The sequence below is a fragment of the Pseudomonas sp. Pmew2 genome, assembly GCF_058129885.1.
Window position 1 is genome coordinate 2,617,295 of sequence record NZ_CM176702.1, and the last position, 14,479, is coordinate 2,631,773.

The window sequence follows — 14,479 nt, forward strand, 5'->3', positions numbered from 1 at the left end:
CATGCAACCAAAATCCAAGGCTGGCAGTTTTAACTGCGAGCTGAGCCCGCGCGCGCTCGACAGATGGAATCCGGCCATCAAAGCGGCCGTGGAGTCCACCAGCGATACCATCACCATCTACGGCGTTATTGGCCAGGACTGGTACGGGGAAGGCGTTACCGTCTCGCGCATCGACGCGGCCCTTCGCTCAATCGGCGACAAGCCAGTCACCGTTTACATCAATTCGCCAGGTGGCGACATGTTCGAAGGCCTGGCCATCTACAACCGGCTCCGAGAGCACAGCCAGGCGATCACCACCAAGGTTCTGGGCTTGGCCGCATCGGCTGCATCGGTGATTTACATGGCCGGCGCCAAACGCGAAGTGGCCAGCAGCGGGTTTCTCATGATCCACAACTGCTGGACGCTTGCAGTCGGCAACCGCCATGACTTGCGCGATGTCGCGAACACGATGGAAGAGTTCGACGCTGCGATGGCAGACCTTTACTCGGAAGGCAGCGGCCAGGCCGTTGCTGACATTGCCGAGATGATGGATGACGAGACGTTCATACGCGGCCGACGAGCAGTTGAGCTCGGCTTTGCAACTGCCGTTCTCTCTTCTGACGAAATCACCGAGCGTGAAGACGAGCAGACCCAGCAGAGTAACGCGCTGAAGGCTATGGATATCGCTTTGGCAAAAGCTGGAATGGCCCGCAGCGAACGCCGCGAACTCTTCGCTAATTTCAAGTCCAGCACGCCGCGCGCTGCTGGCGGGGGTACGCAATACGCTGCCTCGTCCGATAAGCCCCGCGCTGTCGCGCCAGACCTCACCGCCTCCCTGAGCGCGGCATCCGACATCCTCAAATCTTTCCAAGGACCATCGCAATGAGCGACTTCGAAAAGCAATACACCGAGCTGAATGCCAGCCTTAAGACCATTGGCGACCAGATCAAATCCCAGGCGGAGACCAGCAACAAGGAAATCGCCCGTCACGGCGAGATGAACGCCGAGACTCGTGCCAAGGTGGACGAGCTGCTGATGAAGCAGGGCGAACTGCAGGCTCGCGTTCTGGAAGCTGAGCAAAAGCTTGTCAATGCCAACCGTGACACTCAGCGCATCAAGACCCCAAAATCCGCTGGCGAGTTGATTGTTACCAGCGAACATATGGAAGGCGTCAATTCGTCGTTCCGTGGCTCTCGTCGTGTTTCCGTACCCCGCGCCGCAATCACCACGACATCCGCTGGTGGCTTGGCGGCCACGGAGCGTCTGGACACTGTCGCGCTGCCGGGCATGCGTCGGGCCACCATTCGAGATTTGATTGCACCCGGCGAGACTGAGGCGGGCTCCCTTGAGTATGTCCGCGAAACAGGCTTTACAAACAATGCCGCGACCGTACCGGAGGGCTCTGCAAAACCGTATTCCGAAATCGAGACCGCCTTGGTCACGGCGTCGGTTCGTACCATCGCCCATCTGTTCAAAGCCTCGCGTCAGATTTTGGATGACGCAAAGGCTTTGCAGAGCTACATCGATGCGCGCGCTCGTTATGGGTTGCTGCTCGCTGAAGAGGCTCAGTTGCTGTACGGCAGCGGAGCAGGTGCAAATCTGCAAGGGCTCGTTCCGGTTGCAAACCAATACGCGTCTCCAGCTGGCTGGACCGTAACCGGCGAACAGCGCCTCGACCGGATTCGCCTGGTCCTTCTTCAATCCGAGCTTGCAGAGTTTCCTTCGGATGGCATCGTGCTCAACCCAACTGACTGGGCGCTGATCGAGTTGATCAAAGACAGCCAGGGTCGCTATCTGATCGGTCAACCGCAGGAAGGCACTGCGGCTCGTCTGTGGAATCGCCCGGTAGTCGCGACCCAAGCAATGAAGCCAAACGACTTCCTGGTGGGAGCCTTCAAACTGGGTGCGCAGATCTTCGACCGGATGGAAATTGAAGTTTTGATTTCTACCGAGAACGACAAGGACTTCGAAAACAACATGGTCACGCTTCGCGCCGAAGAGCGTCTGGCGTTTTCCATCTACCGTACCGAAGCCTTCGTCACTGGCAAGCTCACGGCTGCGGCCGCTGCGGCTTAAGCTGCGCAACCCCTAAAGTGGCCGGCACCGCCGGCCCACCGAGGTGAGACATGTCAGAGTTATTGATCAAACCGCTGCGGGCTTACGAGGACCGCGGCATCATCCGTGATACCGACAACGAGCCTTATGCCGCGCCTGTATGGCTGGCCAAGGAGCTGGAGCAGCTCAAGCTTTGCGAGATCGTGGGCGAAGTCGGAGCAGCTTTGACCACCAATTCCAGTGAACGCTCGGCGCTGACGATTGCTAAGAAGGGGCAGCGCTGGATTGTTATTGACGCTGAGGGCGCTCAGGTCGGTGAGTTTATCGGCAAGAAAGAAGAGGCCGAAAGCGAACTGGCCAAACTTTCAGCCTCCACCACACCGGATCCCGCCGTCAATCCTGAACCTGATGCTCCTATCGAAGGGCCGCCGGTTCAGGGCGAGAATTCGATTCCGAAAACCGAGCAGAACCAACCACCTCAGGAGTGACACATGCCCGTCATCAGTATAGAAACGGCCATGCATCACCTGCACGCAGAATCCGAGGATCAGCCGCTCGTGGATGAATTTCTGGGCGCGGCGGAGGAAGCTGTCATGCAGTTTTTGCAGCGCCGGTTCTATGCCGATCAGGCTGATCTCGATAAGGTGAAGGCTGACACCATTCAGCGCACTCAAGCCGCGAGAGCTGCATACCGGGCCGCGCTGGAGTTGGCCGACGAGCCAGAAAACTCTGATATTCGCTGCCGTCTTCGCGAGCGCGCTCGCCAGTCATTGTCTGAAAGCTTTGAGCAGATAGATATGGACGACTTCGGCATCGTGATCAACAAGGCCATACAGGCAGCATGCCTGCTCAAGCTGGGCAACCTCTTCGCCAACCGCGAGGAAGTGGTAATCGGCACGATTGCCGCGGAGCTGCCACTGGCCTCCAAGTCGCTGCTTATGCCATACCGCATCGGGATGGGCGTGTAATGCGTGCCGGCCGACTTCGACATCGCATTACGTTCCAGGCGCTGGGCCGACTGCAGGACCCCCAAACCGGCGAAGAGCTGGAGAGCTGGCAAACAGTTTGGGACACGGTGCCCGCATCGGTCGAGCCGTTGAGCGCCAGGGATTTCATTGCTGCCCAGGCCAGCCAGTCGGAGGCGACCGCGAGGATGGTTATCCGCTACCGAGCCGGCGTGCTGCCGACGATGCGAATCCTTTACCGGGGTGATGTCTACGACATCAAAGGCCCGCCGCTGCCCGATCCCGATTCAGGTCTGGACTATCTCACCATCTTGGTGGCCAAGGGGGTCAACGATGGCTGACTCAGTGGATTTCCAACTGGGGGGTATTGACTCTCTCGTTGGGAAACTCGAATCGATCACTCAGGACATGAAGCGTAAGGGCGGACGGTCGGCGCTGCGTAAGGCTGCCCAGCTGGTGGCCAACAAGATGAAAGAAGGCGCGCAGCGGATAGACGACCCTGAAACAGGCCGATCCATCGCTGACAACGTCGCGCTTCGCTGGAACGGGAAATTGTTCAAGTCGAGCGGGGACCTGGGTTTCCGGGTTGGTGTTCTGCAAGGCGCTGTCCTCAAGAAGGGCGGCGACAAATCTGCGAACGCTGCGACGCCTCATTGGCGCTTGATCGAATTCGGTACTTCCAAAATGCGGGCGGATCCATTCGCGCGAAAAGCCTTGGCCGACAACATAGCCGAGGCAACCAACACATTCATCACTGAATACGAGAAGGCCATTGACCGCGCGATTAAAAAAGCGGCAAAGGCCTCAGGGGGGGCGTGATGTCATATGCACCCATATTCGCGGTATGCGCTGCTGACGCAGGCGTGACGGCACTACTCGGCGTCAGCCCCACCAGGCTCTATCCGTTCGATGATGCACCCGAAGGCGTGGCGAAGCCGTATGCAGTCTGGCAGCTCATCACCGGCAGCCCAGAAAACTACCTCGCAGGCCGTCCTGATGCCGACAGCTTCACTCTGCAAGTCGACGTGTATGCCGCCACAGGCGCGCAGGCAAGGGCAGTGACCGACGCCATCAGACACGCCATTGAGCTCAAAGCGTATGTGGTCCGCTGGGGCGGCGAGAGCAAAGACACCGAAACAAAGCTGTACCGGTCGAGCTTCGATATCGACTGGATAGTGCTCAGGTAGTCCCAACCAATTTTTCAGCCCGCCATGAGCGGGTTTTTTATGCCCGACATTTGGAGAACACAATGGCGATTTTGACTCAAGGCACTCAGATGTATGCGCTGGTGCCTACATCCGCAGACCCGAAAAAGCTGGAGGTTATCGAGGTGGAATGCATTACAGCGTTCAACCCCGGCGGCAACCCAGCAGACCAAGTTGAAATTACGTGTCTGAGTGACAAGGTAAGGCGATACCTGCGCGGCTTGCGCACGCCTGGACAGGCTTCGTTTTCAGTAGACGCTGATCCGAAAAACGCCTCGCACGTCCGGCTTTACCAGCTTTCCGAGGACGACTCGGTCGAAAATACGTCGTGGGTCGTTGGCTGGGCTGATGGCTTCGATGTCAAGCCCACCTTAAATACGGATGGCGATGATTTCGAGCTGCCACCGACACGCACCTGGTTCGTGTTCGACGGCTATGTCGCCGACTTCCCGTTCGACTTCGCAGGAAACACAGTCATGAAGACTGCGGGCACCATCCAGCGCTCCGGCGGCTCCGCCTGGATTCGCAAGTCGGCTAACGCATAAGGCATCGCGATGAAATTAAGTCTTGAAAGCTTGCGCGGCGTCGGTGCGTTTACCGGCCGCCCCGTTGAGAAAGAAATCAAATGGCAGCAGGGCGAAGAAGAAATCGTCGCCACGGTCTACGTCAGGCCGCTGGGGTTTCAAACGGCGATCAACGATGCGCTATCCGCCGCTGGCAAGGTGCAGGTTCACGCGGGCCGAATTGCCGCAAGTATCTGCGACGAAGAGGGGAAGCCCGTCTTCACGGTTGAAGACATCACCGGTGAAGCTGATCCAACGCGTGGCTCGCTCGACCCCAGCCTGACTTTCGCGTTGCTGACAGTCATCGCCCAGGTCAACAACTTGGGAAAGACGGCGCCCTCTCCGACGAAGAAGAGTTCTGGCACGAGCTCGTCCTCGCCGGCATCGGCGGGCGTACGATCGCGGAAGCCAAGGAAACCCTCAGCCTGAATGAGTTCAGGTCCTGGCTGAAGTACCGGGAGCTACGTGGCTCTCTGAACATCGGCATGCGGGTGGAACGCGGATCGGCATTGCTCGCAATGATGTACGCCAACGTGAATTACAAGGACGGTCCGTACAAGATTTTCGACTTCATGCAGCATGAGGTCGAGCCGCCCATCAGTCTCGAGCAGGCTATGGAAAGCTGGGCATAAAACTTAAAAGGCCCGCACAGCGGGCTTTACCTTTGGAGGCGAGTTGAATGAGCAAGTCACTGGGCACGCTCACGCTGGATTTGGTGGCCAGGATCGGTTCCTTCACTGGCCCTCTTGACAGGGCGAGCCAAGAGGCAAAGAAACGCAACGCGGAAATCGCCAAGTCTTTTGAAAACCTGGCCAAGGGTGTGGGCGTTGCCATCGCAGCTGTCCCTGCCGCTCTGACAGGGCTGGTCGCCTACACGGCCGGCAGCGCTAAGGAAATCTCCAACCTTGCAGCGCTGGCCGGTCTTGGAACAACCGAGTTCCAGAAGTACGCGGCTGGCGCGAAAACTGTTGGCGTTGAGCAGGACAAGCTCGCGGACATCTTCAAGGATACCAACGACAAGCTGGGTGACTTCTTCAACACCGGCGGCGGCGAGCTGAAAGACTTCTTTGAGGTCATCGCGCCGAAAGTCGGCGTGACAGCGGAAAGTTTCAAAAAGCTCAACAGCGCCGAAGCTCTTCAGTTGTATGTTTCGACCCTTGAGAAAGCGAATGTCTCCCAGGCTGAAATGACATTCTATATGGAAGGCATTGCCGACGAGGCTAGTGCGCTCGTTCCCTTATTGCGCAACAGTGGGAAAGAGTTCAAGCAGCTGGGCGATGCTGCGGAGTCCGCCGGCGCTATTCTCAGCGTTCAAACCATAGCCGTCTCGAAACAGTTTTCGAGCGAGCTTGTGGGGCTCATGCAGAACTTGCAGGGGACAAAAAACAAGATCGCTGATGATTTCATGCCAGTGGTTCAGCAATTGACAAAAGACCTTAACGACAGCGTCAAAGCGGGCGGCGGTGTAACAAAGGTCGTGGGGGATATGGGCGACAAGCTCGTTACCGCAACTGCATTTGTCGTTAGCGCTGGCGATGGAGTTACGAGAGTATTCAAGATCGTTTCGGATACCCTTGTAGGTATGTATGCGACGGCAGTTGGCTATACATCTTCGATGATGGCGGATGTCGCGGCGGGTTTGGCAAAGTTCACCATTGGTGATGTGTCCAAACAGTTCATAGCAGACAGTGTGCGTCTGCGCGATGAGGCTAAAGTGAACTTTGGCGCTGCCGCTGAGGCGGCAGCTGGGATCAAGGCAAGTCTCGAAACGCCACTCGCGGGCGATACGATTCAGAAATACATCACCGATGCGCGGGCTGCTGCGGGCGAGTACCAGCGCCTATTTGGTGGTACCGGCTTCAGTGATCAGGGTGGAAAGGGCAGCGGAGTCGATCCTAAAGCTCTGGAAGCGGCCAAGCAGGCTGCAAAGGACGCCGCGTCGGCGGCGAAGAAACTGAGCGATACCGTCAAGGGCTCAGAGACCGACCTGCAGCGTCAGATCGCGCTGATCAATACCAGCAAGGACGCGCAGAAAAACGCTACGGAAGTGGACAAGATTCGCTTCGAAGTTGCATCGGGCAAGCTGGTCGGGATCAACGCTGTTCAGCAGAAGCGCCTCGAGGGACTGGCATCGGAGCTGGATGCTCTCCAAAAGCTCAAGGTTGCCAACGAGGAGGAGGCCAAGGCGGTCAGCTTCCTGGCGACCCTCAAGGATGAAAATGCTTCCGTCGATGCTGGCTTCGACATGGAGCTAGCTGGCGCCGGGATGGGCGACAAAGCCCGGGACCGCCTGAAGCAGGATATGGCCATTCAGGAGGATTACGCGCGCAAGGCTGCGGACCTCCAAGCGCAGCGCAACTCCGGCGATTTAAGCGATGAGCTGTACGCCATAGAGACCGGCATGCTCTCCGAGGCGCTGGCCGAACGAATGGTCATCCAGCAGGATTATTACAATCGGATTGACGAGGCCCAGTCCAACTGGATGGCTGGCGTGAGTGATGCTTGGCAGAACTACGTTGATGCGGCCGAAGACTATTCGGCGATCGCGGCCGATTTCGTGTCGGGCAGCCTGAATGATTTGACCGGCGGCCTGGGCAACGTGTTCTCGGACGTGGTCACCGGTGCAGAGGATGCTGGAGACGCTATCGCTGACTTCGCTGGGAGCATGTCCAAGTCGGTCATCAACGCTCTGAGCGACATGGCGGCGCAATGGCTGGTCTATCAGGGCATTCAACTGCTCGTTGGTAAAAGCGGCCAATCGACGGCGGCAACCGGCTTGATCGCCAACGCGCAGGCAGCGTCTGCGCAGGCAGCGCTGAACGCCTACGCATCGACCGCCGGTATCCCGCTGATCGGTCCAGCTGCTGCGCCGGCTGCCGCACTCGCCGCTGCTGCTGCAACTGCGCCAATGGTCGCCGCAGTGTCCTCATCGGCGCTCGCCGGTATGGCTCACAACGGTATGGACAATATTCCGAAGGAAGGCACCTGGCTGCTCGATGGCGGTGAGCGCGTGCTCAACCCGAACCAAAACCGCGACCTGACCAAGTACCTGGCTGACAAGTCTGTCGGTGGCGGCGGGTCTACGCCGATCAGTATCAGCGTACCTGTCACCGTCGAGGCTCAGCCCGGCATGAGCGCTGCTGAAGCGGCAAGTCAGGGTAAAGCAATAGGCGACAGTGCTGCTGCACAGGTCCGTCAGGTTCTCCAGCAGGAGATGAGGCAGGGCGGTTTGCTCTGGAGGCGCGCGTAATGGCTGAGACATTCGATTTTGATGTGCAGGTAGGCGCCTCGGGCGATGTTTCACAGCGCACCTGGGAGAACGACTTCGGTGACGGTTACAGCCAATCCGGTGGAGTGGGCATTAACAACCGATCTGAAGCTTGGGACGTAACCGTCACTGGAAGGTACGGGCCTGGGCAGAAGCTGCAACAGGTGCGGGACTTTCTCGACCGACATGAAGGCTACAAGTCGTTTTACTGGACGCCCCCTGGTGGCTCCCAAGGTCGTTATAGAGCGAAAGGTTACAAGCCGGCTACTTTGGGAGGTGGATTACACTCACTGTCCGTGAGTTTCAAACAAGCTTTTAACCCGTGACAACTTGAGAATTTAGCCGAGCTCAGGGAGCAAGAGTAAAAGAGTCATGCGTACTCAAGTATCCGAGTGTAAGGAGTATTACGTAGCGGGGCTATGCCGAGCATGCAGAGGGGCGGCAGCAATTCATCCGGTTAATTCTTGAGGACGATGCTGCCGATGAAAGTATATCGTTAATGCTTTGAGCTGCCTGTTTCTAGCCATTGTGTCAAGGCAGCTTGATCGCTGACCAAGACGCGTAAGGGGCGCGCAAAAGCTTGCTTTGCCTCAAGGCCGTCAAAAGAGTGCGGTGTCCCGGCATCCAAAATGTGTTGTGCGATATTCACCAGTGCCTCATTGTTGAATTCGGGCGAAGATTTCAGAGCGGCGGCGATTGCCGCAAGAGCAGACATTACGCCTGCTTCGAACGCGCTCTTTTCTACATCAGACATTTTGACCTCCTAGGGTCTGTTCCCGTTTCACATTGGCAGCCACAGAAAAGCGCAGGCCATTGCTATGACGCTTTCATAGTTTCTCTTGAGTTTGTCGAACCGAGAAGCCGCCGCCCGGAAATGCTTCAACCGGGCAAAGGCGTTTTCTACGAGATGTCGATTGCGATATAACCCTTTGTCCAGATCTGCGTTCCCTTTCAGAGAATTGCGCTTTCGTGGAATCACCACTTTGCTGCCTTGCTGCTCGACCTGAGCGCGTATCGCTTCAGTGTCGTAGCCCTTGTCCGCAATGATCACTTCTGCATTGGGCATCTTGGCAATCAACGAGGCCGCCTGCGAACAATCATTGGTCTGGCCTCCGGTCACGTCAAATGCAATGGGCAGCCCACAAGCGTCTACAGCCAGGTGAATCTTGCTGGTGTTACCGGCTCGGCTTTTTCCGATGGCCTGGTCCTGCGTGCTGGCAGCACCTGCACTGTGCTGATGAGCCTTTACATAGCTGCCATCAATGAAAACCCACTCCATGTCAGGATCGGTCATCAGCACCTCAAGCACCTTGACCCACTTGCCTGAAGCAGACCAGGCATTGAACCGCTTGTAGACCTTGCTCCAGTTTCCAAACGCTTTCGGCAGGTCTCGCCAAGGGCAACCCACACGCATGCGGTACAGCATGCCTTCAACCGTGGTGCGCAAATCTCGCTTGTTGTAGATCGATTCGTGCAGCAAAATTTCTCGAAGCTTCGGCCAGTGCTCATCACTGAGCATTAATCGGGGCATTGCAGGCTCGTATTGGTGTTGTGTGAGAACTCCAACAATACGGGCCTGTTCTCATAGAGATCAATGGGTTACGTCGAAACGGGAACAGACCCTAGGGAATCTCCGAACAAGTCCCGGTTATGCGAAAATCGCCTGACCACCTGATCCGAGCCTCCCATGAGCCAGATGAGCTTTTCCGATTTCGAATATGCCAGCAAGCGCAAGCAGACACGCCGCGAACGCTTCCTCGCCGAGATGGATCAGGTCGTCCCCTGGACAGGTCTGCTGGGCCTGATCGAACCGTTCTACCCCAAGGCCGGCGGTGGCAGAAAACCTTATCCGCTGGAAACCATGCTGCGCATTCACCTGCTGCAGAACTGGTTCTCCCTGAGTGATCCGGCCATGGAAGAAGCGCTCTACGAAATCACCCCCATGCGCCAGTTTGCACGCCTGACGTTGAGTGCGCCGATACCGGAAGACACCACGATCATGAACTTCCGGCACCTGCTGGAGAAACATCAACTGGCTCCTGCAATCCTCGCGGTCATCAACGGTTATTTGCAGGAAAAAGGCCTGTCGCTGCGCCAGGGCACCATCGTCGATGCCACCATTATTCATGCCCCAAGCTCGACCAAGAACAAAGACGGCGAGCGTGATCCCGAGATGCATCAGACAAAGAAGGGTAACCAGTATTTCTTCGGTATGAAGGCCCACATCGGCGCTGACGTTGAGTCTGGACTGGTTCATCACGTCCATGGCACTGCGGCCAATGTGGCCGATGTCACTCAAGTCGCCGAACTGCTCCACGGGGAAGAAAACGCGGTCTATGCGGACGCTGGCTACACCGGTGTCGAGAAGCGTGAAGAGCACGAAAATCGTAACGTGATCTGGCAAATCGCGGCGCGGCGCAGCACGTATTCCAAGCTGAACAAACGCAGCCTGTTGTACAAAGCCAAGCGCAAGATCGAGTACTGCAAAGCGCAGACACGCGCCAAGGTCGAGCATCCGTTTCGGGTCATCAAGCGCCAGTTTGGTTACGTGAAAGTACGCTTTCGTGGGCTGATGAAAAACACGGCCCAACTGACCACGCTGTTCGCCCTGTCGAACCTGTGGATGGCTCGAAAGCGACTAATGGGTTTGGGTGAGTTGCGCGCTTAACACGGAAAACCGAGCGAAAAACGCGCTCGACTCACACTGCATCAGACCGTTTTCAGAAAAATAGCGCTATGTGCCTGGCAAATTACGGCTTGCCACCGCTGCGCGGCAAGTTGATCGGAGCATCCCTAAAGCCTTACCAGCACTGGCTTTGTAAAAGTTGGACAGCTTTTTGCAACAGGGTCGATACAGGTCGCCATCGGCGTCAATGTTTTGATCTAGTGCGCAGGTAAACAATCAGTGGATCGTTCTCAGATATTCAGTAGCGCACGCAGCAATATCACTGGCCTGGGCCGTGGTCAGTTGGGCGTTCCGCTGTTGTTGCTGGTCATGATGGCAATGATGATGTTGCCTATGCCGCCGTTCCTGCTGGACGTGTTCTTCACGTTCAACATTGCACTGTCCATCGTCGTGTTGCTGGTGTGTGTTTACGCTCTGCGGCCGCTGGACTTCTCGGTGTTTCCAACCATTCTGCTGGTCGCTACGCTGTTGCGTCTGGCACTGAACGTTGCTTCCACGCGAGTGGTCATGCTTCACGGTCAGGACGGTCACGCCGCTGCGGGCAAGGTGATTCAGGCCTTCGGTGAGGTGGTGATCGGTGGTAACTATGTTGTCGGTATCGTGGTGTTCGCGATTCTGATGATCATCAACTTCGTAGTAATCACCAAAGGTGCCGGCCGTATTTCCGAGGTCAGCGCGCGTTTCACCCTCGACGCGATGCCAGGCAAACAGATGGCAATCGACGCCGACCTCAACGCCGGTCTCATCGATCAGCCAGAAGCCAAGCGCCGCCGTGCTGAAGTCGCTCAGGAAGCCGAGTTCTACGGTTCCATGGACGGTGCCAGCAAATTCGTGCGCGGCGATGCAATTGCCGGTTTGCTGATTCTGTTCATCAACCTGATCGGCGGCATGCTGGTCGGTATTCTGCAACACAACATGACATTCGCTGATGCAGGCCGCGTTTATACCCTGCTGACCATCGGTGACGGTTTGGTGGCGCAATTGCCATCACTGCTTTTGTCCACTGCCGCAGCGATCATGGTGACCCGCGCTTCCGGTTCGGAAGAGATGGGCAAGCTGATCAATCGTCAGATGTTCGCCTCGCCCAAGGCACTGGCAGTTTCCGCTGCGATCATGATCGTAATGGGGCTGGTGCCGGGCATGCCGCACTTCTCCTTCATCAGCCTCGGCCTGGTGGCTGCGGGTGGTGCGTATCTGCTCTGGAAGAAAGAGAACCAGGTGAAAGTCGAGGCGCTGGCCGAAGTGCAACGCCAACAGGACCTGCTGCCTTCGCCGACCCGTGTTCAGGACGCCAAGGAGCTGGGTTGGGATGACGTCACCCCTATCGACATCATCGGCCTGGAAGTGGGTTATCGCCTGATTCCGCTGGTGGACCGCAATCAGGGTGGTCAACTGCTGGCGCGTATCAAGGGCGTGCGCAAGAAGCTGTCGCAAGAGCTGGGCTTCCTGATGCCGACCGTACACATCCGTGACAACCTTGATCTGGCACCCAGCGCCTACCGTCTGACGCTGATGGGCGTGATTCTGGCCGAGGCCGAGATTTATCCGGATCGCGAGCTGGCGATCAACCCCGGTCAAGTGTTCGGCACCCTGAACGGCATCACCGCCAGAGACCCGGCGTTTGGTCTGGAGGCCGTTTGGATCGAAATCAGCCAGCGCAGCCAGGCGCAGTCGCTGGGTTATACCGTGGTGGACGCCAGTACTGTGGTGGCAACCCACTTGAACCAGATTCTCTACAAGCACTCTCATGAACTGATTGGTCACGAAGAAGTCCAGCAGTTGATGCAATTGCTGGCCAAAAGCTCGCCCAAACTGGCTGAAGAGCTGGTCCCTGGTGTGCTGTCCCTGTCCTCGTTGCTCAACGTGCTGCAAGCGCTTCTGGCTGAGCATGTACCTGTGCGTGATATTCGCAGCATTGCAGAAGCTATCGCCAACAACGCCGGCAAGAGTCAAGATACCGCCGCTTTGGTGGCTGCCGTGCGAGTGGGTCTGAGCCGCGCAATCGTCCAAAGCATTGTAGGTGTTGAGCCGGAGCTGCCTGTTATCACTCTGGAACCAAGGTTGGAACAGATATTGCTCAATAGTTTGCAGAAGGCTGGTCAGGGTCAGGAAGAAGGCGTTCTTCTTGAGCCAAGCATGGCTGAGAAGCTCCAGCGTTCGTTGATTGAGGCCGCCCAGCGTCAGGAGATGCAAGGGTTGCCGGTAATTCTTCTGGTAGCAGGGCCTGTCCGGGCGATGCTGTCACGATTTGGACGATTGGCTGTACCGAACATGCATGTTCTGGCGTATCAGGAAATTCCGGACAACAAGCAAGTAACCATCGTAGCGACTGTCGGGCCGAACGGCTGAGGTAGTGAGTCATGCAAGTTAAGCGATTTTTCGCCGCCGATATGCGTCAAGCCATGAAACTGGTTCGCGATGAGCTGGGCGCCGAGGCGGCCATCATCGGTAACCGGCGCATTGCCGGTGGCGTAGAGCTGACTGCCGCTCTGGATTACAAGCTGTCCGCCCTGGCACCGCGTGTGCCGAACATGGAGCTCGAAGACGAGCTGCGCAAGACCCAGTCGCGCATCGTCTCTGCTCAGGCCGAATTGAACAACCGCAGCGACAGTGACGCGTCGATCAATCTTCAGCTGTTTTCCGGCAAACCGGTCAGCGCTGTCGATACGCACATCGAGCCGACGCTCGAAGAGCCGCCACGACCATTCGCGTACACGCCGCCTGCGCCCGCAGAGCCTGCTGTCGGCCAGCGCGCCTATGATTCGATGCGCTCCGAATTGAACGGCTTGCGCGAGCTGCTGGAAGTCCAGCTTGGCTCCCTGGCCTGGAACCAGCTGCAGGGCAGTCGTCCGCAGCAGGCCAATCTGTGGCGCCGCCTGCAACGTGTCGGTTTGTCCGGCCCGCTGTCGCGCGATCTGCTGTCGATGATCCCGGAGATTGACGAGCCTCGTCAGGCCTGGCGCATGTTGCTGGCCCATTTGGCGCGCATGATTGCCGTGCCGGACATCGAGCCGCTAGAAGAGGGTGGAGTCATTGCCATGGTCGGGCCTGCCGGCATGGGCAAGACCACCACGCTGGCCAAGCTGGCGGCACGTTACGTGTTGAAGTACGGTCCGCAGAATATCGCTCTGGTCAGCATGGACAGTTTCCGCATCGGCGCACAGGAGCAGCTCAAGACCCTTGGGCGCATCCTCAACGTGCCGGTTACCCATGTCGATCCTGGCCAGTCGCTGGTCCAGGCGCTGGAGCCGCTGCTGCGCAAGCGCGTGGTGTTGATCGATACCGCCGGGCTGCAAGCCAGCGATCCCGCGCTGCGCATGCAACTGGAAAGTCTGGCAGGGCGTGGCATCAAGTCGCGTAACTACCTGGTACTGGCGACCACCAGCCAGAAGCAGGTGCTGACCGCTGCTTATCACAGTTACAAGCGTTGTGGCCTGGCCGGATGCATTCTGACCAAGCTTGATGAAACAGCCAGCCTTGGCGAAGTCCTGAGCCTGGCGATCAGTCATGAATTACCTGTGGCCTACCTCACGGACGGACCCCGTATTCCTGACGACCTGCACACCCCGCGTCGTCATCAACTGGTGAGCCGTGCGGTGAGTGTGCAGATGCAGGATGAGCCGAGCGAGGAAGCGATGGCTGATATGTTTGCTGACCTCTATCACACCCCTGGCAAGAGAGTGGGTTAAGTGATGGATATTATTGGAATGTCCCTGCGTCAACGGTCTGCCATGCGGTGTTCATTTGCGAACGTGCAG

The 14,479-nt window shown here is 57.5% G+C and carries 17 protein-coding genes; 15 read left to right on the forward strand and 2 right to left on the reverse strand.

Going from position 1 to position 14,479, the window contains the following annotated elements:
- Position 1: 1 nt before the first annotated feature.
- The 12 genes from AC4ANK_RS11895 (at position 2) to AC4ANK_RS11950 (ending at position 8,361) form a co-directional block, all read left to right on the forward strand.
- Positions 2 to 865 (forward strand): head maturation protease, ClpP-related, encoded by an 864-nt coding sequence (locus AC4ANK_RS11895; RefSeq protein WP_095178991.1) that lies wholly within the window; start codon positions 2 to 4, stop codon positions 863 to 865.
- Positions 862 to 2,055 (forward strand): phage major capsid protein, encoded by a 1,194-nt coding sequence (locus AC4ANK_RS11900; RefSeq protein ID WP_460382878.1) that lies wholly within the window; start codon positions 862 to 864, stop codon positions 2,053 to 2,055. The genes AC4ANK_RS11895 and AC4ANK_RS11900 overlap by 4 nt, the downstream gene beginning before the upstream one ends.
- Positions 2,056 to 2,105: 50 nt before the next feature.
- Complete coding sequence (locus AC4ANK_RS11905; RefSeq protein ID WP_057446202.1) at positions 2,106 to 2,522, forward strand: hypothetical protein; 417 nt, start codon at positions 2,106 to 2,108, stop codon at positions 2,520 to 2,522.
- Between the two features lie 3 nt (positions 2,523 to 2,525).
- Complete coding sequence (locus AC4ANK_RS11910) at positions 2,526 to 3,002, forward strand: head-tail connector protein (RefSeq protein ID WP_057446203.1); 477 nt, start codon at positions 2,526 to 2,528, stop codon at positions 3,000 to 3,002.
- Positions 3,002 to 3,340, forward strand: coding sequence for a phage head closure protein (locus tag AC4ANK_RS11915; protein WP_057446204.1), 339 nt, complete (start codon positions 3,002 to 3,004; stop codon positions 3,338 to 3,340). The genes AC4ANK_RS11910 and AC4ANK_RS11915 overlap by 1 nt, the downstream gene beginning before the upstream one ends.
- Complete coding sequence (locus AC4ANK_RS11920; RefSeq protein WP_057446205.1) at positions 3,333 to 3,818, forward strand: HK97-gp10 family putative phage morphogenesis protein; 486 nt, start codon at positions 3,333 to 3,335, stop codon at positions 3,816 to 3,818. Before AC4ANK_RS11915 ends, AC4ANK_RS11920 begins: the two co-directional genes overlap by 8 nt.
- Positions 3,818 to 4,186: a DUF3168 domain-containing protein gene (locus AC4ANK_RS11925; protein ID WP_057446206.1), complete on the forward strand. Its 369-nt coding sequence runs from the start codon at positions 3,818 to 3,820 to the stop codon at positions 4,184 to 4,186. Before AC4ANK_RS11920 ends, AC4ANK_RS11925 begins: the two co-directional genes overlap by 1 nt.
- 62 nt (positions 4,187 to 4,248) lie before the next feature.
- Positions 4,249 to 4,749, forward strand: coding sequence for a phage tail tube protein (locus tag AC4ANK_RS11930; protein WP_460382875.1), 501 nt, complete (start codon positions 4,249 to 4,251; stop codon positions 4,747 to 4,749).
- 9 nt (positions 4,750 to 4,758) lie between these two features.
- On the forward strand, positions 4,759 to 5,196 hold the full coding sequence (locus AC4ANK_RS11935; protein WP_024691401.1) for a phage tail assembly chaperone family protein, TAC: 438 nt from the start codon (positions 4,759 to 4,761) through the stop codon (positions 5,194 to 5,196).
- Between the two features lie 50 nt (positions 5,197 to 5,246).
- Complete coding sequence (locus AC4ANK_RS11940; RefSeq protein ID WP_474200106.1) at positions 5,247 to 5,399, forward strand: hypothetical protein; 153 nt, start codon at positions 5,247 to 5,249, stop codon at positions 5,397 to 5,399.
- Between the two features lie 47 nt (positions 5,400 to 5,446).
- Positions 5,447 to 8,017: a phage tail tape measure protein gene (locus AC4ANK_RS11945; protein WP_095178994.1), complete on the forward strand. Its 2,571-nt coding sequence runs from the start codon at positions 5,447 to 5,449 to the stop codon at positions 8,015 to 8,017.
- Positions 8,017 to 8,361, forward strand: a complete 345-nt coding sequence (locus AC4ANK_RS11950) for a phage tail protein (protein ID WP_057446852.1) — start codon at positions 8,017 to 8,019, stop codon at positions 8,359 to 8,361. The genes AC4ANK_RS11945 and AC4ANK_RS11950 overlap by 1 nt, the downstream gene beginning before the upstream one ends.
- Positions 8,362 to 8,531: 170 nt before the next feature.
- Here AC4ANK_RS11950 and AC4ANK_RS11955 read toward each other — a convergent pair whose 3' ends face one another.
- On the reverse strand, positions 8,532 to 8,789 hold the full coding sequence (locus AC4ANK_RS11955; protein WP_236471194.1) for a hypothetical protein: 258 nt from the start codon (positions 8,787 to 8,789) through the stop codon (positions 8,532 to 8,534).
- Between the two features lie 27 nt (positions 8,790 to 8,816).
- On the reverse strand, positions 8,817 to 9,566 hold the full coding sequence (locus tag AC4ANK_RS11960; RefSeq protein WP_460382697.1) for an IS5 family transposase: 750 nt from the start codon (positions 9,564 to 9,566) through the stop codon (positions 8,817 to 8,819).
- 156 nt (positions 9,567 to 9,722) lie between these two features.
- On the opposite strand from AC4ANK_RS11960, the gene AC4ANK_RS11965 reads away from it, so the two are divergent.
- The 3 genes from AC4ANK_RS11965 (at position 9,723) to flhF (ending at position 14,410) form a co-directional block, all read left to right on the forward strand.
- Entirely contained in the window at positions 9,723 to 10,703 is a 981-nt protein-coding gene (locus AC4ANK_RS11965) for an IS5 family transposase (RefSeq protein ID WP_044424202.1), read from the forward strand.
- A 237-nt stretch (positions 10,704 to 10,940) separates the two neighbouring features.
- Entirely contained in the window at positions 10,941 to 13,070 is a 2,130-nt protein-coding gene (gene flhA, locus AC4ANK_RS11970) for a flagellar biosynthesis protein FlhA (protein WP_002554274.1), read from the forward strand.
- Between the two features lie 11 nt (positions 13,071 to 13,081).
- Entirely contained in the window at positions 13,082 to 14,410 is a 1,329-nt protein-coding gene (gene flhF, locus AC4ANK_RS11975; RefSeq protein WP_002554273.1) for a flagellar biosynthesis GTPase FlhF, read from the forward strand.
- Positions 14,411 to 14,479 lie beyond the last annotated feature (69 nt).